The organism is Izhakiella australiensis, from assembly GCF_002006995.1.
Lineage (GTDB): Bacteria > Pseudomonadota > Gammaproteobacteria > Enterobacterales > Enterobacteriaceae > Izhakiella > Izhakiella australiensis.
Genome location: NZ_MRUL01000008.1, coordinates 13340 through 32663, shown reverse-complemented (window position 1 = coordinate 32663; position 19324 = coordinate 13340). Strand labels below are relative to the sequence as shown.

Genomic DNA, 19324 nt, shown 5'->3' with positions numbered 1-19324 from the left:
CCCGAACGGGGATTTCCTTCCTGCTTTCCTGATTTATTTCACCTGCGGTGGATTGTTTCGTTCGCCTAGCAGGCGGCTGATTTTTTCACCTGCGGTGGCGTGTTTCGTTCACCCTCCGTGGAATATTCCGTTCGCCTGAACGGCCAGTGGCATCGCTGCCCGACGCTGCGGGCGACCGGCAAGGGCCGTCAAACGTCACAGCCCCTTGACCCCGGACTTTCTGGCCGTTTCTGCGTGGCTGCGCCATTCCCTCGTTGCTTCAGCCAGCCTGACGGGCCGTTCGCGATGCGTTCCCGACGCAGCGCTTACTTTCGCCGCCTCCCTGCGGCTCACCCTGGCGGGCTTCATTCACTCGGCGCAGAAAAGCCAGGCTACGCAGGTTTGCGGAAAACGTCATCCGATTTTAATCGATAACGGCGTTGAGGCAGATTTGCTGATGTTCATCTGCGGTGGGCTGCGTATGCATGTGTTATTTCACCTCTGGTGGAATATTCCGTTCGCCTGAACGGTCAGTGGCATCACTGCCCGACGCTGCGGGCGACCGGCAAGGGCCGTCAAACGTCACGGCCCCTTGACCCCGGACTTTCTGGCCGTTTCTGCGTGGCTGCGCCATTCCCTCGTTGCTTCAGCCAGCCTGACGGGCCGTTCGCGATGCGTTCCCGACGCAGCGCTTACTTTCTCCGCATCCGTGCGGCTCACCCTGGCGGGCTTCATTCACTCGGCGCAGAAAAGCCAGGCTACGCAGGTTTGCGGAAAACGTCATCCGATTTTAATCGATAACGGCGTTGAGGCAGATTTGCTGATGTTCATCTGCGGTGGGCTGCGTATGCATGTGTTATTTCACCTCTGGTGGAATATTCCGTTCGCCTGAACGGTCAGTGGCATCACTGCCCGCCGCTGCGGGCGACCGGCAAGGGGCCATCAAACGTCATGGCCCCTTGACCCCGGACTTCCGGCAGTTTCTGCGTGGCTTCGCCCTTCCCTCACGCATGTAGCCCGCCGTACGGGCCGTTCGCGATGCGTTCCCGACGCAGCGCTCACTTTCGCCGCCTCCCTGCGGCTCACCCTGGCGGGCTTCATTCGCTCGGCGCAGAAAAGCCTGTTGGCGCTGGTTTGTGGGAAACGGCATCCGTTTTTTATTAAAAAGCCAAAACCAGGTTGCCGGCATTCAGTCCGGCGCAGACCAGGCTTTATTTTTTAGTCAAAGCGATGAAGAAGCTTACGGGGGAGGAGAAGGCCCGGCTGATTTCAGCAGACTCGTGGCCAGGGATGGCCACGCGTCAGGCCACACGGACGTGCTCGTGCCGGTGCGGAAAGCAGCCGGGCCTTCTGTGACCTGGGTACCGGGCTTGCAGCAATGAAGGTCTGCCGTTTGCGTAGTCTCACCACACGTATGTGCTGCTTGTGCCGGTGCGGAAAGCAGCCGGGCCTTCTATGACCTGGGTGCCGGGCTTACAGCGATGAAGGTCTGCCGTTTGCGTAGTCAGGCCACATGGATGTGCTTGCGCCGGTGCAAAAAGCAGCCAAGCCTTCTGTAACCGCAGTGCCGGACTTGCAGCCATGAAGAAGCGTCTGCCCGGCAGCATGTATCCATTCACAAATTGCCTTCTTCAGCCTCAAATATTTCTTTACCAACAACTGTCAAGTTTTCCGGCAGCATCTACACTTTATTCAGCTAGCCACTAATAATGATAGCGATTACAATTAGCAATTTATTGATTTATAAACTAATTAATAAAGTTTCAAAATCATTAAAAATGTAATATTGCGTTATTTTCAGCGTCATCTGATAGCCACTGACCGACATAGTGGCAAAATCACGCAGCTCGTTATCTCGCACTGGTTAATAATTCCGAAAATGGAGAAAAATGCTACTATCCAGTAGTTTTTGCAATGTAACCGATTACATTACTGTGATCCGTCGCACTTTCTTCACCGTCGGTTTTTCCTAACATTGATAAAAACAAGATGCCGTTTACTTACATGGAGGCGTTATGCCTGACTATAAAAAGACAAGCAAAACATCGAATAAAGCGATGACCTTTTTTGTTTGCTTCCTCGCAGCATTAGCCGGTCTGTTATTTGGTTTAGATATTGGGGTAATCGCCGGAGCGCTCCCTTTCATTGCAAAAGACTTCACCGTCGATGCCCACCAGCAGGAGTGGATTGTTAGCTCTATGATGTTCGGTGCGGCGGTAGGCGCAGTCGGCAGCGGCTGGATGTCTTCACAGCTCGGCCGTAAAAAAAGCCTGATGGCTGGCGCCATTTTATTTGTTATTGGCTCCCTGTGGTCGGCCATGGCGCCGAACCCGGAAATGCTGATTGCCGCACGCGTGGTTCTCGGCCTGGCCGTTGGCGTTGCTTCCTATACCGCGCCGCTGTACCTGTCGGAAATCGCGCCGGAAAAAATTCGCGGCAGCATGATTTCCCTCTACCAGCTGATGATCACCATCGGAATACTGGCTGCCTACCTGTCGGATACCGCCTTCAGCGCTGCCGGCGCCTGGCGCTGGATGCTCGGCATCATCATCATTCCGGCGATACTGTTACTGATTGGCGTCGTCTTCCTGCCAAACAGCCCGCGCTGGTTAGCAGCAAAAGGCAATTTCCGCGACGCACAGCGCGTACTGGATCGCCTGCGCGATACCAGCGAGCAGGCAAAGCGCGAGCTGGATGAAATCCGCGAAAGTTTGAAAATCAAACAATCGGGCTGGCAGCTATTCCAGAGCAACGGGAACTTCCGTCGTGCGGTATTCCTCGGCGTACTGCTGCAGGTAATGCAGCAGTTCACCGGTATGAACGTCATCATGTACTACGCGCCGAAAATCTTCGAAATCGCAGGCTTCACCAATACCACTGAACAGATGTGGGGCACGGTGATCGTCGGTCTGGTAAACGTACTGGCAACCTTTATCGCTATCGGTCTGGTTGACCGCTGGGGTCGTAAACCTACCCTGATCCTTGGCTTCCTGGTAATGGCTGCAGGCATGGGCATTCTCGGTACTATGCTACACGTGGGTATTCATTCTCCGGGCGCCCAGTACTTTGCCATCGCCATGCTGCTGATGTTTATCGTTGGCTTCGCCATGAGCGCCGGTCCGCTGATCTGGGTACTTTGTTCTGAGATCCAGCCGCTGAAAGGCCGCGACTTCGGTATTACCGTTTCCACGGCGACCAACTGGATCGCGAATATGATCGTCGGCGCAACCTTCCTGACCATGCTTAATTCGCTGGGCAATGCGCAAACCTTCTGGGTTTACGGCGGCCTGAACGTACTGTTTATCCTGATCACTATCGCTCTGATCCCGGAAACCAAAAACATTACGCTTGAGCATATTGAACGTAACCTGATGAGCGGTAAAAAGCTGCGCGACATCGGTCAGCAGTAGTCTCCGTGCAGAGGCCGCCCTCGCGGCCTCTGCCGATTGTACTTCCTTTCCTCCCGGCGTATCCTTGCCGCCATGAAATCTCCGCGACTCCCGATTGCAGTACAACAGGCGATAATGCGCGCGCTGCGCGATAATTTGCTGCGCGCAAATCAGCAGCTGGCACGCAACTATCCGCTACCCAATCTGAGCTATAGCCAGCGTGGAACGGCAGCCGGCACGGCGTGGCTGGAAAAGTGGGAAATCAAACTCAATCCGGTATTATTAATGGAAAACCAGCAGGCATTTATTGAAGAAGTCGTGCCTCACGAGCTGGCCCATCTGCTGGTCTGGAAACACTTTGGCCGCGTCGCTCCGCATGGTGCCGAGTGGAAATGGATGATGGAAAACGTACTGAACGTTTCCGCCCGTCGAACCCACCAGTTTGAAGTCGCCTCGGTGCGCAGCCGTACCTTTCCCTATTTCTGCCGTTGCCAGCAGCATCAGTTAACGATACGCCGCCACAACCGCGTGGTGCGCGGAGAAACCCGCTACCATTGCATGAACTGCGGCGACCCGCTCCAGCCAGGCCAGTTCAGCGCCGACTAAAAAAACATCCACTCCAAATCGATAATGGATTATTGCCCAGGCAGTTAATCTGCTACCCTGCGCCATTTCCGGAATTAATTGGTAATAAAAAGGAAATGACGTTAATAAATAAAGGATTCAGCGCGCTGATTCTGCTGCTGTCTGCATTACCCGCCGCTGCTCGCACCAGCCACTTCAGCCAAAATAACTTTTCCCAGGCAAAAACCTTCGCCATCAAAATTAACGCCGACGCGCCCGGCAGCTTTTACTGCGGATGCCGTATTCAGTGGAAAGGGAAAAAGGGCATTCCAGACCTGGCTTCCTGTGGCTACCAGCCGCGTAAAAGCTCGCAGCGCGCCGCACGCATTGAATGGGAACATGTGATGCCCGCCTGGCAGTTCGGTCACCTGCTGCAATGCTGGCAGCGAGGCGGCCGTAAAGCCTGTGCTAAAGCCCCGGACTTTCGCCGGATAGAGTCCGATTTGCATAATTTGCAGCCGGCGGTTGGTGAGATTAATGGCGACCGCAATAATTTTATGTACAGCCAGTGGAACGGCGGCGAAGAACAGTATGGCCGCTGCGAAATGAAAATCGACTTCAAAGGTAAACGCGCGCAGCCGCCAGCCCGCGCGCGCGGCGCCATTGCCCGCACATATTTCTACATGCGCGACCGCTATCATCTGTCATTATCCTCCCAACAAACCAGGCTGTTTCAAGTCTGGAATCGGCTGTATCCGGTGACGGTCTGGGAGTGTGAACGAAACCGGCGCATCACCCTGATTCAGGGCAACAGTAATCCGTGGGTGCAACAGGCTTGCCAGTAGTAAAACCCCTCCCCTACACTATGCAGCACAGCTAACAGACAACCGCGCAGTGCGTGGTTAAATACTTCAGGATGACCATGCGAATACCACGCATTTATCACCCCGAGCCTCTGACGGCGGAGACCGGAGTTACCTTAAGCGACGAGGCCGCCAGTCACGTAGCCCGCGTACTACGTATGCAGCCCGGCGACATGCTTACACTGTTTGATGGCAGTAATCTGACTTTTACCGCGCTGATTACCCATGCAGATAAAAAGCATGTCAAAGTACAGCTGCAAAGCATGCAGGAAGACGATCGGGAATCACCGCTACATTTACACCTCGGTCAGGTGATGTCACGCGGCGAAAAAATGGAGTTTACCATTCAGAAAGCCGTTGAGCTGGGCGTTAATGTCATCACGCCGCTGCTGTCCGAACGCTGCGGCGTAAAGCTGGATGCAGAGCGCCAGGCAAAAAAAGTCCAGCAATGGCGTAAAATCGCCATCGCCGCCTGCGAGCAGAGTGGACGCAACCGCCTACCTGAAATACGCGACGTGATGGCGCTGGAAGATTGGTGTGCCGAGCCGGATACGGGCCTTAAGCTTAATTTACATCCGCGGGCAAAACAGCGCATCAACACCCTGCCACTGCCGGTAACCAGACTGCGCCTGCTAATCGGCCCGGAAGGCGGTCTGAGCGAAGAAGAAATTAACCTGACAGCACATTACGATTTTACAGATATTTTATTAGGGCCACGGGTGCTGCGTACTGAAACAACTGCATTAACCGCGATTACCGCCTTACAGGTGCGTTTTGGGGATTTAGGCTGATAAACCATATTGTTCGTTGCACTCGACGCGAGCTGCGGCAAAAGGAGAACCACAATGATTAAGCTTGGCATCGTGATGGATCCCATCACCTCCATTAATATTAAAAAAGACTCCAGCTTTGCGATGCTACTGGAAGCACAGCGCCGCGGTTATGAAATTCACTACATGGAGATGAACGATCTCTATCTACGCGCTGGCGTTGCCCGCTGCCGGACCCGCCTGTTGCAGGTGGAGCAAAACTATGACAAATGGTTTGAATTCGGCGAACAGCAGGATATTCCTTTAGCCGACCTGAACGTGGTTCTGATGCGCAAAGATCCGCCCTTTGATACCGAGTTCATCTACGCCACCTATATCCTTGAGCGCGCCGAAGAGCAAGGAACCCTGATCGTTAACAAGCCGCAGAGCCTGCGCGATTGTAACGAAAAGCTGTTCACCGCATGGTTCGCCGATCTGACGCCCGATACGCTGGTTACCCGCGACGCCGACCGTATTCGCCAATTCTGGCAGCAGCATGGCGACATCATTCTAAAACCGCTGGACGGCATGGGCGGTTCATCTATTTTTCGCGTTAAGCAGGACGACCCCAATCTGTCTGTTATCATTGAGGGGCTAACCAACCACGGTCATTTTTACTGCATGGCGCAAAACTATCTGCCGGCTATCAAAGAGGGCGATAAGCGGATACTGGTGGTTAACGGCGAGCCGGTGCCATACTGCCTGGCGCGCATTCCCAAAAGCGGTGAAACGCGCGGCAACCTGGCGGCAGGCGGACGTGGTGAAGCCAGACCCCTGACCGACAGCGACTGGAAAATTGCGCGCAGCGTCGGACCAGCGCTGAAAGCTAAAGGGCTAATTTTCGTCGGGCTGGATATTATTGGCGATAAGCTAACGGAAATAAACGTAACCAGCCCAACCTGTATCAGAGAAATTGAAGCCGCATTTCCTGTCTCCATCACCGGTATGTTGATGGATGCAATTGAAAGTCATCTGGCCGGTTGAAAACCGCAACCGGCTGCTGCGCCATCAATGGTCTGACTGAGGCATGATGGCGCGCCAACTTGTGAAGACATGATTTTGAGAATGAATTTACAGCACCACTTTTTAATCGCAATGCCTGCGCTGCAGGACCCGATGTTTAAACGCTCGGTAGTTTATATCTGCGAGCATAATGACGAGGGCGCGATGGGCTTAATCGTTAACAAGCCGATGGATAACCTGACTATTGAAGGCATTTTGAAAAAGCTGAAGATAACCCCCGATCCGCGTGATGAAGCAATCAGCCTCGACAAGCCGGTATTTGCCGGTGGGCCGCTGGCCGAAGATCGTGGTTTTATTCTTCATTCGCCGCAGCGCACCTTTGCCTCCAGCATTCGCGTTTCCGATAACACGATGATAACCACCTCCCGTGACGTGCTGGAAACCCTGGGAACCCCGGAGCATCCGAAGCAGGTACTGGTAGCGCTGGGTTATTGCGCCTGGGAAAAAGATCAGCTGGAGGGCGAACTGCTGGAAAATGCCTGGCTCACCACGCCGGCTAACAGCCAGATTCTTTTCCAGACGCCGATCGCTGAGCGCTGGCGCGAAGCGGCGCGCAGTATCGGCGTCGATATTCATAATATTACCAGCGAGGCGGGCCACGCCTGACAGCCGATGAGTACCCTGCTGGCATTTGACTTTGGCACCAAAAGTATCGGCGTCGCCGTTGGACAGGCGCTGACCGGCACCGCGCGCGCCCTTACCGCGCTCAAAGCGCAGGACGGCATCCCCGACTGGAACAAAATTGAGGCACTGTTGCAGGAGTGGCGACCGGATGCGCTGGTCATCGGACTGCCGCTGAATATGGACGGCACCGAACAGCCGCTTACCGCCAGAGCGCGAAAATTCGCTAACCGGTTACATGGCCGCTTTGGCATCCGGATTGAGTTACAGGATGAACGTCTGAGTACCGTTGAAGCAAGAGCCGGCTTATTTGCCCGCGGCGGCTATCGCGCACTTAGCAAAGGCAGCGTTGACTCTCAGTCGGCGGTGATTATTCTCGAAGACTGGTTCGCTGCGCATTCATGACCCGCCACCAGCCCCGCCTTACAGCGCCGGGCCAGGCATTGTTCAAACGTCTGCATCCCCCACTGAGCACCGGTTTGCAGCTGCCCGGTTATCTGATGATTTTTCCCCTCGCGGATCAGGCTGGCGATCGCCGGCGTGTTAATCAGCACTTCATACAGCGCGATGCGCCCACCGTTTGCTGCCGGTAGCAGACGCTGCGCGATCGCCGCCTGCAGGCTTGCTGCCAGCTGAGCGCTTACCTGGGCTTTTTCTGTCGCCGAAAAGGCGTCAGTTAAGCGCTCAATCGCACCAGCTGCGCTGCGCGTATGCAACGTTGCCAGTACCAGATGGCCGGTTTCCGCAGCGGTCAGCGCCAGGCGAATGGTTTCCTCATCGCGCAGCTCTCCCAGCAGGATAACGTCCGGATCTTCACGCAGGGCCGCGCGCAGGCCCGCCGCAAAGGAGTCGCAGTGCGTACCGATCTCCCGCTGCTGTATCAGCGAATGCTCACTGTAGTGGATAAACTCTATCGGGTCTTCCAGCGTCAGAATATGCTTGTGCTGCTGTTGATTGAGCTGTTCAATCATCGCCGCCAACGTCGTCGATTTACCGCTGCCGGTCGCGCCGGTAACCAGAATCAATCCGTGAGGGCGCGCAGTCAGCGCCGCCAGCGACTCCGGCGCATAAAGCTGTTGCAGCGTTGGCGTTTCACTGGCAATTCGTCGCAGTGCCAGAGAAAGTCCCACGCGCTGGCGAAAAAAATTGGCCCGCAGGCGAATACCGCCGGCAAGCGCGATGGCCAGATCCACCTGGCCCTGCTGCTCAAGCTGCTGCCGTTGCTGGTCGTTCAGCCAGCTTGCGGCAAAGGTCTCCAGCCGCCGGGCGCTCATCACCGGTAGAGCTTTAGCTTCAGTCAGTTCTCCCTCGCAGCGCCAGCGCGGACGCTGCATGCTACAAAGGTGCAGATCGGAGGCATTTTGCTTTACACTAAGCGCCACGATTTCTTCAATTTCCATATATTCTCCTGACTATGACAGCAATTTCACACAATCTGGACCAGGTGCGGCAACGAATCACCCTTGCTGCGCAGCGCTGCGGCCGCGATCCGGCCGAAATTACTCTGCTTGCAGTCAGCAAGACCAAACCTGCGAGCGCGGTCGAAGAAGCCGCCCTGGCTGGCCAGCTTTGCTTTGGCGAAAATTACGTACAGGAAGCGGTGGATAAAATTACCTGCTTGAAAAACCCCGCCCTGATCTGGCACTTTATCGGTCCGCTGCAATCCAACAAGAGCCGTCTGGTGGCAGAAAATTTTGCCTGGTTTCATACTCTGGACCGGCTGAAGCTGGCGACCCGACTCAACGAGCAGCGCCCTGAACAGCTGGATGCGCTAAATGTGCTTATTCAGGTAAATATCAGTGACGAAAACAGCAAATCCGGCATCATGCTAAAAGATGTCGCCGGGCTGGCGCAGGAAGTGGCCCGGATGCCGCGGCTACGCCTGCGTGGACTGATGGCAATTCCGGCGCCGGAGAGCGATTATCAGCGTCAGCTGGCAGTTTGCCAGCAGATGGCTGAAGCATTCGCAAGGTTAAAAGCTGACAACCCATCCGTAGATACGCTTTCTCTCGGAATGAGCGATGATATGGAAGCCGCTATCGCCGCTGGCAGTACCATGGTGCGCATTGGCACCGCAATCTTTGGCGCGCGAAACTTCGCCTGAGCCAACACAACAATTACTGAGGAACCTCATGCTGCTGAAATTGTTAGACACCATCATTGGTCTGTATGTCATGGTGTTGCTGCTGCGCGTCTGGATGCAGTGGGCGCGCTGCGATTTCTACAATCCTTTCTCACAATCGGTGGTCAGGCTGACTCAGCCGCTGGTCAAACCGCTGCGCCGCATTCTGCCTCCTCTTGGCCCAATTGATACGGCGTCTCTGCTGCTGGCATTGGTTATCTGCATCCTGAAGTTTCCGCTGCTGCTGTCGCTACAGGAACACGTGCTGTTTTTTGACAAAATATTCCTGCTGGCGGGCGCATTGTCGTTGCTAAAAACCGCAGGCACGCTGGTATTCTGGATAGTGATCGTTCGCTCGCTGATGAGCTGGGTCAGCCAGGGCCGTAGCCCGGTAGATTATGTGCTGATGCAGCTGACCGAACCGTTAATGGAGCCAATTCGCCGCATCCTGCCGGCAATGGGCGGCATTGATTTCTCCGGGATGATCGTTATTTTGATCCTGTATATGCTGAACTACCTCGGCATGAACCTGTTTCCGCTGATCTGGTTCCAGATCTGATTATTTTACTTAACGCCTGGATACGCTATGCAAAAAGTCGTTCTTGCTACCGGCAACCCCGGTAAGGTGCGTGAGCTGGCCAGCCTGCTGGTCGATTTTGGCCTGCAGGTGGTCGCGCAAACCGAGCTCAACGTCGACTCAGCGGAAGAAACCGGTCTGACCTTTATTGAGAATGCGCTGATCAAAGCGCGCCACGCGGCGGCCGTTACCGGGCTGCCCGCTATCGCCGATGACTCAGGCCTGGCGGTGGACGCTCTCGGCGGGGCGCCCGGCATCTACTCGGCGCGCTACGCCGGTAGCGATGCCAGCGATGAACAAAATCTGCTGAAGCTGCTTGATGCAATGCGGGAAGTGCCTGACGATCAGCGCCAGGCGCAGTTTCACTGCGTGCTGGTTTATCTGCGCCATGCGGAAGACCCCACGCCGCTGGTGTTCCACGGCTGCTGGCAGGGAGAAATAACCCGCACGGCCGCCGGCACCGGTGGTTTTGGCTACGACCCCATCTTCTATGTGCCGACGGCAGGCAAAACCGCTGCCGGGATGAGCAAAGCGGAAAAGCAGGCGATTTCTCATCGCGGCAAGGCGCTAACGCTGTTACTGGAAGCGATGCGCAATGGCTGATTTGCCGCCGCTGAGCCTGTATATCCATATCCCCTGGTGCGTACAAAAATGTCCCTACTGCGATTTCAACTCGCATGCGCTGAAAGGAGAAGTACCGCACGACGAATACGTTGCGCATTTACTGCGGGACCTGGAGCAGGATCTCGACCTGACCCACGGACGTGAGGTAAGCACTATTTTTATCGGCGGTGGAACGCCAAGCCTGCTGAGCGCCACGGCGATGCAGTCGCTGCTCGACGGCGTACGTCAGCGCGTCGCGCTGGCAGCCAATGCCGAAATCACCATGGAGGCCAACCCCGGCACCGTTGAGGCCGACCGCTTCAGCGCCTATCAGCGTGCCGGCGTTAACCGCATTTCCATCGGGGTGCAGAGCTTTAGCCCGACGAAACTACAGCGGCTGGGGCGTATTCATGGCCCGGAAGAGGCCCGCCGCGCCGCCGCGTTGGCCGCCAGCCTCGGACTGCGCAGCTTTAACCTCGATTTGATGCACGGTCTGCCAGACCAGTCCCTGGAAGAGGCGCTGGACGATCTGCGCCAGGCCATCACGCTGAATCCGCCCCATCTTTCCTGGTATCAACTGACCATCGAACCAAATACGCTGTTTGGCTCGCGCCCGCCGCCGCTGCCGGACGATGATGCCCTCTGGGATATTTTTGAACAGGGCCATCGCTTACTGACTGACGCCGGCTATGTTCAGTATGAGACCTCGGCATATGCTAAGCCGGGGTTCCGCTGTCAGCACAACCTCAACTACTGGCGCTTCGGTGATTACCTTGGCATTGGCTGCGGCGCTCATGGCAAGCTCACGCAGCCGGATGGCAGCATTGTGCGCACCATAAAGACACGCCATCCACGCGGTTTTATGCAGGGGAAATACCGTGACCGGACCTATGAGGTCACTGCGGAAGACAAACCGTTTGAGTATTTTATGAACCGTTTCCGACTGCTGGAGGCAGCTCCGCGCAGCGAATTTACCCGCTTTACCGGTCTGGACGAAGCGCAGGTGCGTCCACAGATTGATGAGGCTATACGCCTTGGATATCTCAGCGAAAACGCCAGCCACTGGCAGGTTACGCAGCAGGGCAAACTGTTTCTTAATTCGCTGCTGGAACTGTTTCTTGAAGAAGCCTGATTCACCCGTAAGAGTCAGGCGCAGACGTTAACAACGTTACCAGTAAGCAGCCCCTCTTACGCCAGGTAACAGGGGCTAACCATTCAGAGGTGATACGCGCTATTTAAGCGCAGCAACCAGCCCTTTACGCTGACTTTCCAGCGACGTCACGCGATTACAAACCTCATGACCAAAGTTCTGGAAGTCCTGTTCCTGATTGCTCCACTCCGCCTGAATCGCCTGCTGCAGGCCGCCAAGATTGCCCAGCACCGCCTGCAGCGGGTTATTATTGCTACCGGTCTGTCGGGTACCCATTTCATTCAGGCTGTCCTGCAACACGCCGCCCATGGCGCTCTGTACCAAGCGTTCGCCGTCCTGGCGCACCTGCTCGATTGCCTGATGGTGGAACGTCAGCCCGTCGCTGCGATGCTCAATGATGCGGTTCATCTGCTGCTTAAGCTGCTGATCCAGCGAGGTCAGACGCGAGCGCACGTTACTGTCGGCGCCCAGCTTGTCAACGATGACTTTATCCAGCGCCTGACGTCCCTTCTCCAGTCGGGACGACGCGCCGTTATCTATCCATGGCAGATCGCGCCGCAGCGCCGCCTGATAGTCGATCGCTTTCTGACGCGTTGCCGCGTCGATCTTCTGCGGCTGACCATTGCTTTGTACGTCGCCCTGTGGGGAAATCAACAAATTGCCGTGGGCGCCGACAACCTGCACGCTCTGCGGTGAAATCACCACGTCATCCTGCGGATTTACGCTGCACTGATAATCCGCCTGCGCCTGGCCGGCGATCAGCGCCAGCGCGCCAAACATTGCCGCTTTACCCCACATAATTGCTCCTTGTACGCTGAAGATAGTCCCTTTCGATAGCAAGGGATTGCTGGTTAGTTAGTCCCACCACACGTCAAAAAGTTCGCTGACCTGCACGGACTCCAGCTTATGCGATTTAAGCCAATCGCTAACCCGCTGACGGTGTTCATCGGTACATTTGCCAATCTGCTGCAGACAAATTAACCCTTCCCACTGGCGATAGCCGCTGCCGTCAAAGGCCAGCCCGTTTGGATCAATCACTTCAACGATCAGGGCATCAACGATTGCATCGATATCTTCTTCGCTGGTGCTTTCAGGGAAAGTCCAGGCCACGGAGAATCCCAGTTCCTGAAACTCATCAATGTGCATTTTTTTACGGAGACGACGACTGCGTTTTGTAGCCATTATTTAATCCTCTCAAACATCAAATCCCAAACGCCATGACCGAGACGCTGACCGCGCTGTTCAAACTTCGTCAGCGGGCGCGAATCCGGCCGTGGCACATATGTCTGCGTGGCAGATTGATTACGATAGCCGCCGACGGTATTCATTATCGCCAGCATATGTTCAGCGTAGGCTTGCCAGTCTGTCGCCATATGAAATACGCCTCCTGGTTTGAGCTTGCTCAACACCAGTTCGGCAAAGGGTACCTGCACAATACGACGCTTATTGTGTCGCGCTTTATGCCAGGGATCGGGAAAAAACAGCTGAACCATACGCAGGCTGTTATCGGGGATCATCTTTTCCAGCACCTCTACGGCATCGTGGCACATCACGCGCAGATTGGTCACACCGGCTTCATGGGCGGAAGCAAGGCAGGCGCCAACGCCGGGCGAATGCACTTCGATCCCGAGAAAATTTTGATGCGGATTACTGCCAGCCATCGCGACCAGCGATGCTCCCATGCCAAAACCGATTTCCAGCACGACCGGTCCTTCATTGCCAAACGCTGCGGCCAGGTCAACAGGCTGCGGCGTAAACTCAATGCCGACCGTTGGCCAGTAGGTATCCAGCGCGTGCTGCTGTCCTTTAGTCAGACGCCCCTGACGACGAACAAAACTGCGCACTTTACGCAGCGGGCGACCGTTTTCGTCAAATTCCGGCGAAATGACATTATCAATCATGGTTGAGCCTGTGGTGAGCGGTTACGAAAAACGGGCATTATGCCTTTCGCAGGCAAAAACATAAAGACTCCCCGGCAAACCCTGCGGCCTTACTTCCAAACTCGTTAAGGCCCGACGGAAATCATCTTAGCTCCGATGGCAAAATCGCGATGAAATTTTGTAATGCAAAGTTCCGGTTTACAGCACCAACCGCCTGTGCTGGAATCCCTCACTCATTTTCCGGTTACACAGGATAGTATTGATGATGCTTGCCCCTCAGTTTTCGCAGCAGGTACTGGCGTGGTATCAGCGATTCGGGCGCAAAACCCTCCCCTGGCAGATTGAAAAAACACCTTATAAAGTCTGGCTTTCCGAGGTGATGCTGCAGCAAACCCAGGTTGCGACCGTCATCCCCTATTTTGAACGTTTTATGCAACGCTTTCCGACAATTAGCGATCTGGCAACGGCGCCGCTGGACGAGGTTTTACACCTCTGGACCGGTCTTGGCTACTATGCCCGCGCCCGTAACCTGCATAAGGCCGCCAAAACCGTAGCCGAACAACACGGTGGCGTTTTTCCACAAACCTTTGACGAGGTCGCGGCCCTTCCGGGCGTAGGGCGCTCCACCGCCGGCGCAATTTTGTCGTTAGCGCTGGGCCAGCATTATCCAATTCTCGACGGCAACGTCAAACGGGTACTGGCACGCTGCTACGCTGTCTCCGGCTGGCCGGGTAAAAAAGAGGTGGAGAAGCGTTTGTGGCAGCTGAGCGAAGAGCTAACTCCGGCGCAGGGCGTCAGCCAGTTTAACCAGGCGATGATGGATCTCGGCGCTATGGTTTGCACCCGCTCACGGCCAAAATGTGAAATTTGTCCGCTCAACGATGGCTGCATTGCCCGCGCTGCAGGCAATCCCGGCGATTATCCAGGTAAAAAACCTAAACAAACCTTACCGCAGCGCAGCAGCTGGATGCTGCTAATGCAGCATGAACAGAGCGTCTGGCTGGAGCAGCGCCCACCGGTGGGGCTGTGGGGTGGTCTGTTTTGCTTCCCGCAGTTCGCCAGTCGTGAAGCGTTGGCTGAGTGGATGGCCCAACGCGGACTGGATATTGGTGACACGCAACAACTGATTTCTTTTCGTCACACCTTTAGCCATTTCCATTTGGATATCATCCCCATGTGGCTGAAACCGCGCGTTTACCCTGTTCTCATGGATGAAGCTGCTGGTCTCTGGTATAACTTAGCGCAGCCGCCGGCAGTGGGGTTAGCCGCACCGGTTGAGCGTCTGCTGCAGCAGCTGCGCCAGCCGCAGCAGCTGGCGTTAACAACGCGGGCAACTTATGAGGAGCAACAATGAGTCGAACTATTTTTTGTACTTTTCTGCAACGCGAAGCCGAAGGGCAGGATTTTCAGCTCTATCCGGGCGATCTGGGCAAAAGAATCTATAACGAGATCTCAAAAGAAGCCTGGCAACAGTGGATGAGTAAGCAAACCATGCTGATTAACGAGAAAAAATTGAACATGATGAATCCAGACGATCGTAAAGTGCTGGAGCGGGAGATGGTTCATTTTCTGTTTGAAGGCAAAGACGTTCATATTGAAGGCTACACTCCGCCAGAAAAGTAACCCTTATCAGGCCCCGGATTGGGGCCGTTGAGCCAGGCGACGCACCGAACGATGAAAAAATTACTCAGTCTGCTTATCATTGCGCCGTTATTAATCTCCTGTTCCAGTTCGCATAAAAAAGATCGCTATCATCCGGAATGGGTTAAAGATACCAACGGCTTCGATATTTTGATGGGCCAGTTTGCCCACAATATCGAAAATATTTGGGGACTTAACGAAGTCCTGATTGCCGGTCCTAAGGACTATGTAAAATACAGCGATCAATACTACACTCGCAGCCATATTAACTTTGATGCCGGTACCATTACCGTCGAGACCATCTCTGGCACTGACCCGATGGCCAGCCTGCGTCAAGCGATTATTCAGACGCTGCTTATCGGCGATAACCCCAGTAATGTCGACCTCTATTCTGACGCCAATGACATTCAGATAAGCAAAGAGCCGATGCTCTATGGTCAGGTGCTGGATAATACCGGCCAACCCATTCGCTGGCAGGGCCGCGCCAGCGCCTTCGCCGATTATCTGATCCAGAATAAGCTACAAAAGCGCATGTCCGGCCTGCACGTTATCTGGTCAGTCACCATCCCGATGGTGCCTAACCATCTGGATAAACGGGCGCACAGATACTTGCCGATGGTACGCAAAGCGGCGGAAAAATACGGCGTCGATCAGTCGCTTATCCTTGCTATCATGCAGATTGAGTCAAGCTTTAACCCCTATGCGGTAAGCAACGCCGACGCCCTTGGTTTGATGCAGGTCGTGCAGCATACCGCTGGCGTGGATGTGTTCCGCATGGAGGGTAAATGGGGCAAACCGAGCCGTAGCTATCTACTTAATCCGCAAAATAACATTAATACCGGTACTGCCTATCTGGCGCTTTTGCAGGATAACTACCTGTCCGGCATTATGAATCCCTCCTCGCGCCGCTACGCGGTGATCACCGCTTATAACGGCGGTGCAGGCAGCGTACTGCGGGTATTCTCCAGTGATAAAAACCGGGCGTTTAGCATCATCAACAAAATGGCGCCGGACCAGGTTTACCGAACGCTGATAAACGATCATCCGTCGTCAGAGTCGCGCCGCTATCTGTATAAGGTCGACGCAGCGCAACGCAGCTATCACCGCTATTAGTAACCGCGCTCTCCCGGTATATTTTACTGCCGGGGGAGCGCTGCGCTCTGGCGCGTCAGGCGCTTAAACTCACGGGTGGTGGCAGTCAGCGCCAGCTCGGTCGGCAGACGCTCCATAGAACTGGCGCCGTAAAAACCATCGCACTGCGGGCAGTGCCCCATGATATAGCGCGCATCATCCGGCGTAGAGATCGGTCCGCCATGACACAACACAATGACATCCTCACGCAGCTGTTTTGCCGCCGTGGCCCATTGATTAATCAGCCCTACGCAGTCAGATAACTGCAAAGCGGTATGTGCGCCAATATTGCCCCCGGTTGTCAGCCCCATGTGCGCAACGATAATGTCTGCGCCTGCCTCCGTCATCGCTACCGCGTCATCGGCGCTGAACACGTAAGGCGTCGTCAGCATCCCCTTCTGATGGGCCAGACGGATCATGTCTACTTCCAGCCCGTATCCCATCCCGGTTTCCTCCAGATTAGCCCGAAAGTTGCCGTCAATAAGGCCTACGGTTGGAAAGTTTTGCACACCGGAGAAGCCTTGTGCCTTAAGGTCATCAAGGAATTTATCAAACAGGCAGAACGGATCGGTGCCATTTACGCCGGCCAGCACCGGGGTATGCGTCACCACCGGCAGCACTTCCTGAGCCATTTCCATTACAATCTGATTGGCATTGCCATAGGCTAACAGGCCCGCCAGTGAACCACGCCCGGCCATGCGATAGCGCCCGGAATTATAAATAACGATCAGATCGATACCGCCCGCTTCTTCACACTTCGCAGACAGGCCAGTGCCAGCGCCGCCGCCAATAATCGGCTCACCGCGGGCAATCATGCCATGAAATTTTTCCAGTATTTGCTGACGACTAATAGCTGTCATTGCTTAATTCTCCCTGCTAAATCCGTCGCGCAGCGCCTGAACCGCCGCTGCAGCAAATGCCGGATCGTTAATATTGTATGGCAGCCGCAGCAAACGGCGACGGCTGGTCTGTTGAAACGCTGCGTTAAACGCGGTACTGAATGCCTCCAGCGCCTGCGGCGACCAGAACGGCTGACCAGGCGCATCCAGCGCGGAAAAGCCGCCTTCAGGCAGCAAAAAGGTTAACGGTCCTTCGCATTTATTGAGCTTATGGGCGATCCAGCGCGCCAGTTCAGCATTCTCCTGCGGCGTGGTGCGCATCAGGGTGACCTGAGCGTTATGGTGATAAAACTGGCGTTCGGCATAGCGCGCCGGCACGGAATCAGGATGACCAAAGTTGACCATATCCAGCGCGCCGCAGGAGATAACCGCAGGTATCCCCGCCCGGGCAAGCGCATCGAAACGATCTTCCTTGCAGGCAAGTACGCCGTCGAACAGCAGGTCACAGACTTCGGTGGTTGTCAGGTCAAGCAGACCGCTCAGCATACCGCTGTCTACCAGCTTTTCCATCGCCCTGCCTCCGCTGCCGGTGGCATGAAAAACCAGGCAATCATATTCAGCCTCCAGCGCCGAACTCACCGCCTGGATGCAGGGGGTGGTTACGCCGAACATCGTCAGCCCCAGCGCCGGTTTAGCCTCTACTTGCTGCGGGGCAGCAAACTTCACGGCCCCGGCGATTTGATGGGCGGCATTAGCCAGCACCAGCCGGGAAATACGATTTAATCCCGCCACGTCAGTCACTGAATACAGCATGGCAATGTCACTGGCGCCGATGTAGGAGGAGATGTCACCGGAAGCCATCGTGGAAACCATTAGCTTGGGTATGCCAACGGCCAGGCTTTGCATCGCGGGCGTAATCAACGCGGTTCCACCCGAGCCGCCAAGGCCAATAATGCCGGCTATATCCTCACGCTGGCTAAGGAAATTCTGAAAAGCGACCGCCATCGCATCAATTGCCTGCCCACGGTCGCCGCAGAATACCTGCTGTTCCCCCTGCGGATGAAAGGCAGCAATATCCTCCGGCGTAAAGTCAGCGGCCAGCGGCGTGTTAAGCCGTTGAGTTGAAAGGTCAACCGTTAGCACTGCGACGCCAACGGCGGCAATACAATCGCGCAGATAAAACAGTTCACTTCCTTTAGTATCAGCCGTGGCAACGGCATAGATATACGCGGTATCTCCCTTCATTTTCGTATCACACCTTTGATTTAATCAAAAACAACCGGTTGATTTAATTAAAATAAACCAGATAGAGTTTATTATCTGACAACAAAAAAACTATAGGCCAAATCACGCCAATATCTTAGCAACTTATAAACCACCCCAATGAAATGCGTGTCTCATTTACAATCAACTAAACTTAATTTTGACTGATGCAGCGAACGGTACGCTGCTTGAATGACCAATATGCAACGAAACGAACGAGGTTATCGTGGAACACAAGGAATCCGCAGGAAGCGCAGCGTTATCAAACACCCGCGCACGTACACGCCAGTTACTGATCGACACCGCCATCCAGCTGTTTGATGAGGGTGCATTTCCTTCCGTCACTGAAGTTGCCCACGCGGCACGCCTTTCACGAGCTACCGCCTATCGCTATTTCCCCTCGCAAAGCGCCCTGGTTGATGCCGTGGTTAGCGAAACCCTGAGCCCAATCCAGCAGTGGAAGCCAGCCCAGACCGAAACCGGCGCGCGCATTGACGAGCTGCTGAGCTACGCTTTCCCGCTGATGTTAAAACACGAAGGCTCTCTGCGGGCAGCCCTGCACTTGTCGCTAACCCAGTGGGCGCAGTCACGGGCGCAACATACCATCGCGGCCAAAGACCGGCTGGTGCGCGGTAACCGTAAAGCCATGCTACAGATGGTGACCCGGCCGCTGCAAAAGGAGATGCCGCAAGAACAGGTCGACAGGGTCATTCAGGCACTGTCTCTGGTTTACGGTTCAGAAATATTTCTGGTAATGAAGGATATCTGGCACTGCGAAAATCAGCAGGTTGAAGATATGGGGAAATGGATAGCCAAAGCGATCATACGTCAGGCGCGCGAAGATGCCGCCCGCGCGGCATCCTGACGCTG

Annotated in this window: 22 protein-coding genes; 16 read left to right on the top strand and 6 right to left on the bottom strand. The window is 55.1% G+C overall.

From position 1 onward, the window contains the following. The first annotated feature begins 205 nt into the window (after positions 1–205). The 8 genes from BTJ39_RS12680 to ruvX all read left to right on the top strand — a co-directional run bounded on the left by BTJ39_RS12680 (position 206) and on the right by ruvX (position 7653). Positions 206–505: a hypothetical protein gene (locus BTJ39_RS12680; RefSeq protein ID WP_078003071.1), complete on the top strand. Its 300-nt coding sequence runs from the start codon at positions 206–208 to the stop codon at positions 503–505. A 1489-nt stretch (positions 506–1994) separates the two neighbouring features. Then, on the top strand, positions 1995–3389 hold the full coding sequence (locus BTJ39_RS12665; protein ID WP_078003068.1) for a sugar porter family MFS transporter: 1395 nt from the start codon (positions 1995–1997) through the stop codon (positions 3387–3389). Between the two features lie 72 nt (positions 3390–3461). Beyond that, complete coding sequence (locus tag BTJ39_RS12660; RefSeq protein WP_078003067.1) at positions 3462–3974, top strand: SprT family zinc-dependent metalloprotease; 513 nt, start codon at positions 3462–3464, stop codon at positions 3972–3974. A 95-nt stretch (positions 3975–4069) separates the two neighbouring features. Then, entirely contained in the window at positions 4070–4777 is a 708-nt protein-coding gene (endA, locus tag BTJ39_RS12655; RefSeq protein ID WP_078003066.1) for a deoxyribonuclease I, read from the top strand. A gap of 77 nt (positions 4778–4854) precedes the next feature. Continuing rightward, positions 4855–5586 carry a 16S rRNA (uracil(1498)-N(3))-methyltransferase gene (gene rsmE, locus BTJ39_RS12650; RefSeq protein ID WP_078003065.1) on the top strand — a complete coding sequence of 244 codons (732 nt, stop codon included), beginning with the start codon at positions 4855–4857 and terminating at the stop codon, positions 5584–5586. A gap of 54 nt (positions 5587–5640) precedes the next feature. After that, on the top strand, positions 5641–6588 hold the full coding sequence (gshB, locus tag BTJ39_RS12645) for a glutathione synthase (RefSeq protein ID WP_078003064.1): 948 nt from the start codon (positions 5641–5643) through the stop codon (positions 6586–6588). 81 nt (positions 6589–6669) lie between these two features. Beyond that, positions 6670–7233: a YqgE/AlgH family protein gene (locus BTJ39_RS12640; protein ID WP_078003063.1), complete on the top strand. Its 564-nt coding sequence runs from the start codon at positions 6670–6672 to the stop codon at positions 7231–7233. 6 nt (positions 7234–7239) lie between these two features. After that, positions 7240–7653 (top strand): Holliday junction resolvase RuvX, encoded by a 414-nt coding sequence (ruvX, locus tag BTJ39_RS12635; protein WP_078003062.1) that lies wholly within the window; start codon positions 7240–7242, stop codon positions 7651–7653. Here ruvX and BTJ39_RS12630 read toward each other — a convergent pair. Beyond that, positions 7605–8648 (bottom strand): type IV pilus twitching motility protein PilT, encoded by a 1044-nt coding sequence (locus BTJ39_RS12630; RefSeq protein ID WP_078003061.1) that lies wholly within the window; start codon positions 8646–8648, stop codon positions 7605–7607. The two genes, ruvX and BTJ39_RS12630, sit on opposite strands and share 49 nt — an antisense overlap. Before the next feature lie 14 nt (positions 8649–8662). Here BTJ39_RS12630 and BTJ39_RS12625 point away from each other — a divergent pair, with 14 nt between their 5' ends. The 4 genes from BTJ39_RS12625 to hemW are packed head-to-tail and all read left to right on the top strand — an operon-like array spanning position 8663 to position 11682. After that, positions 8663–9352 (top strand): YggS family pyridoxal phosphate-dependent enzyme, encoded by a 690-nt coding sequence (locus BTJ39_RS12625; protein ID WP_078003060.1) that lies wholly within the window; start codon positions 8663–8665, stop codon positions 9350–9352. Positions 9353–9380: 28 nt separating this feature from the next. Beyond that, on the top strand, positions 9381–9929 hold the full coding sequence (locus BTJ39_RS12620) for a YggT family protein (protein WP_078003059.1): 549 nt from the start codon (positions 9381–9383) through the stop codon (positions 9927–9929). A gap of 27 nt (positions 9930–9956) precedes the next feature. Beyond that, positions 9957–10550 carry an RdgB/HAM1 family non-canonical purine NTP pyrophosphatase gene (gene rdgB, locus BTJ39_RS12615; RefSeq protein ID WP_078003058.1) on the top strand — a complete coding sequence of 198 codons (594 nt, stop codon included), beginning with the start codon at positions 9957–9959 and terminating at the stop codon, positions 10548–10550. Beyond that, positions 10543–11682, top strand: a complete 1140-nt coding sequence (gene hemW, locus BTJ39_RS12610) for a radical SAM family heme chaperone HemW (protein ID WP_078003057.1) — start codon at positions 10543–10545, stop codon at positions 11680–11682. The genes rdgB and hemW overlap by 8 nt, the downstream gene beginning before the upstream one ends. A gap of 99 nt (positions 11683–11781) precedes the next feature. On the opposite strand, the gene BTJ39_RS12605 is transcribed toward hemW, so the two are convergent. From BTJ39_RS12605 to trmB, 3 genes are read right to left on the bottom strand one after another with little or no spacing between them, the layout of a single operon-like run. After that, a complete protein-coding gene (locus BTJ39_RS12605; RefSeq protein ID WP_078003056.1) occupies positions 11782–12498 on the bottom strand; it encodes a YggN family protein in 717 nt (238 codons plus the stop codon). Positions 12499–12555: 57 nt separating this feature from the next. Then, entirely contained in the window at positions 12556–12882 is a 327-nt protein-coding gene (locus BTJ39_RS12600; RefSeq protein WP_078003055.1) for a YggL family protein, read from the bottom strand. Next, positions 12882–13601, bottom strand: a complete 720-nt coding sequence (gene trmB / locus BTJ39_RS12595; RefSeq protein WP_078003054.1) for a tRNA (guanosine(46)-N7)-methyltransferase TrmB — start codon at positions 13599–13601, stop codon at positions 12882–12884. Before trmB ends, BTJ39_RS12600 begins: the two co-directional genes overlap by 1 nt. Positions 13602–13845: 244 nt before the next feature. Between trmB and mutY the strand changes: the two genes are divergently transcribed. The 3 genes from mutY to mltC are packed head-to-tail and all read left to right on the top strand — an operon-like array spanning position 13846 to position 16334. Continuing rightward, positions 13846–14934, top strand: coding sequence for an A/G-specific adenine glycosylase (mutY, locus tag BTJ39_RS12590; RefSeq protein ID WP_176110317.1), 1089 nt, complete (start codon positions 13846–13848; stop codon positions 14932–14934). Further along, positions 14931–15203, top strand: coding sequence for an oxidative damage protection protein (locus BTJ39_RS12585; protein WP_078003052.1), 273 nt, complete (start codon positions 14931–14933; stop codon positions 15201–15203). The genes mutY and BTJ39_RS12585 overlap by 4 nt, the downstream gene beginning before the upstream one ends. 51 nt (positions 15204–15254) lie before the next feature. Next, positions 15255–16334: a membrane-bound lytic murein transglycosylase MltC gene (mltC, locus tag BTJ39_RS12580; RefSeq protein ID WP_078003051.1), complete on the top strand. Its 1080-nt coding sequence runs from the start codon at positions 15255–15257 to the stop codon at positions 16332–16334. A 23-nt stretch (positions 16335–16357) separates the two neighbouring features. On the opposite strand, the gene BTJ39_RS12575 is transcribed toward mltC, so the two are convergent. Both BTJ39_RS12575 and BTJ39_RS12570 read right to left on the bottom strand, forming a co-directional pair. Further along, positions 16358–17212, bottom strand: a complete 855-nt coding sequence (locus BTJ39_RS12575) for a phosphoenolpyruvate hydrolase family protein (protein ID WP_078003050.1) — start codon at positions 17210–17212, stop codon at positions 16358–16360. Positions 17213–17215: 3 nt separating this feature from the next. Beyond that, a complete protein-coding gene (locus BTJ39_RS12570; RefSeq protein WP_078003049.1) occupies positions 17216–18436 on the bottom strand; it encodes a Tm-1-like ATP-binding domain-containing protein in 1221 nt (406 codons plus the stop codon). A 244-nt stretch (positions 18437–18680) separates the two neighbouring features. On the opposite strand from BTJ39_RS12570, the gene BTJ39_RS12565 reads away from it, so the two are divergent. Beyond that, on the top strand, positions 18681–19319 hold the full coding sequence (locus BTJ39_RS12565; protein ID WP_078003048.1) for a TetR/AcrR family transcriptional regulator: 639 nt from the start codon (positions 18681–18683) through the stop codon (positions 19317–19319). The last annotated feature ends 5 nt before the right edge of the window (positions 19320–19324 follow it).

Excerpts from the sequence above, each read along its gene's own strand:
- BTJ39_RS12665 (WP_078003068.1), top strand. The coding sequence starts at position 1,995 with ATGCCTGACTATAAAAAGACAAGCAAAACATCGAATAAAGCGATGACC.
- BTJ39_RS12660 (WP_078003067.1), top strand. The coding sequence starts at position 3,462 with ATGAAATCTCCGCGACTCCCGATTGCAGTACAACAGGCGATAATGCGC.
- endA (WP_078003066.1), top strand. The coding sequence starts at position 4,070 with ATGACGTTAATAAATAAAGGATTCAGCGCGCTGATTCTGCTGCTGTCT.
- rsmE (WP_078003065.1), top strand. The coding sequence starts at position 4,855 with ATGCGAATACCACGCATTTATCACCCCGAGCCTCTGACGGCGGAGACC.
- gshB (WP_078003064.1), top strand. The coding sequence starts at position 5,641 with ATGATTAAGCTTGGCATCGTGATGGATCCCATCACCTCCATTAATATT.
- BTJ39_RS12640 (WP_078003063.1), top strand. The coding sequence starts at position 6,670 with ATGAATTTACAGCACCACTTTTTAATCGCAATGCCTGCGCTGCAGGAC.
- ruvX (WP_078003062.1), top strand. The coding sequence starts at position 7,240 with ATGAGTACCCTGCTGGCATTTGACTTTGGCACCAAAAGTATCGGCGTC.
- BTJ39_RS12630 (WP_078003061.1), bottom strand. The coding sequence starts at position 8,648 with ATGGAAATTGAAGAAATCGTGGCGCTTAGTGTAAAGCAAAATGCCTCC.
- BTJ39_RS12625 (WP_078003060.1), top strand. The coding sequence starts at position 8,663 with ATGACAGCAATTTCACACAATCTGGACCAGGTGCGGCAACGAATCACC.
- BTJ39_RS12620 (WP_078003059.1), top strand. The coding sequence starts at position 9,381 with ATGCTGCTGAAATTGTTAGACACCATCATTGGTCTGTATGTCATGGTG.
- rdgB (WP_078003058.1), top strand. The coding sequence starts at position 9,957 with ATGCAAAAAGTCGTTCTTGCTACCGGCAACCCCGGTAAGGTGCGTGAG.
- hemW (WP_078003057.1), top strand. The coding sequence starts at position 10,543 with ATGGCTGATTTGCCGCCGCTGAGCCTGTATATCCATATCCCCTGGTGC.
- BTJ39_RS12605 (WP_078003056.1), bottom strand. The coding sequence starts at position 12,498 with ATGTGGGGTAAAGCGGCAATGTTTGGCGCGCTGGCGCTGATCGCCGGC.
- BTJ39_RS12600 (WP_078003055.1), bottom strand. The coding sequence starts at position 12,882 with ATGGCTACAAAACGCAGTCGTCGTCTCCGTAAAAAAATGCACATTGAT.
- trmB (WP_078003054.1), bottom strand. The coding sequence starts at position 13,601 with ATGATTGATAATGTCATTTCGCCGGAATTTGACGAAAACGGTCGCCCG.
- mutY (WP_176110317.1), top strand. The coding sequence starts at position 13,846 with ATGCTTGCCCCTCAGTTTTCGCAGCAGGTACTGGCGTGGTATCAGCGA.
- BTJ39_RS12585 (WP_078003052.1), top strand. The coding sequence starts at position 14,931 with ATGAGTCGAACTATTTTTTGTACTTTTCTGCAACGCGAAGCCGAAGGG.
- mltC (WP_078003051.1), top strand. The coding sequence starts at position 15,255 with ATGAAAAAATTACTCAGTCTGCTTATCATTGCGCCGTTATTAATCTCC.
- BTJ39_RS12575 (WP_078003050.1), bottom strand. The coding sequence starts at position 17,212 with ATGACAGCTATTAGTCGTCAGCAAATACTGGAAAAATTTCATGGCATG.
- BTJ39_RS12570 (WP_078003049.1), bottom strand. The coding sequence starts at position 18,436 with ATGAAGGGAGATACCGCGTATATCTATGCCGTTGCCACGGCTGATACT.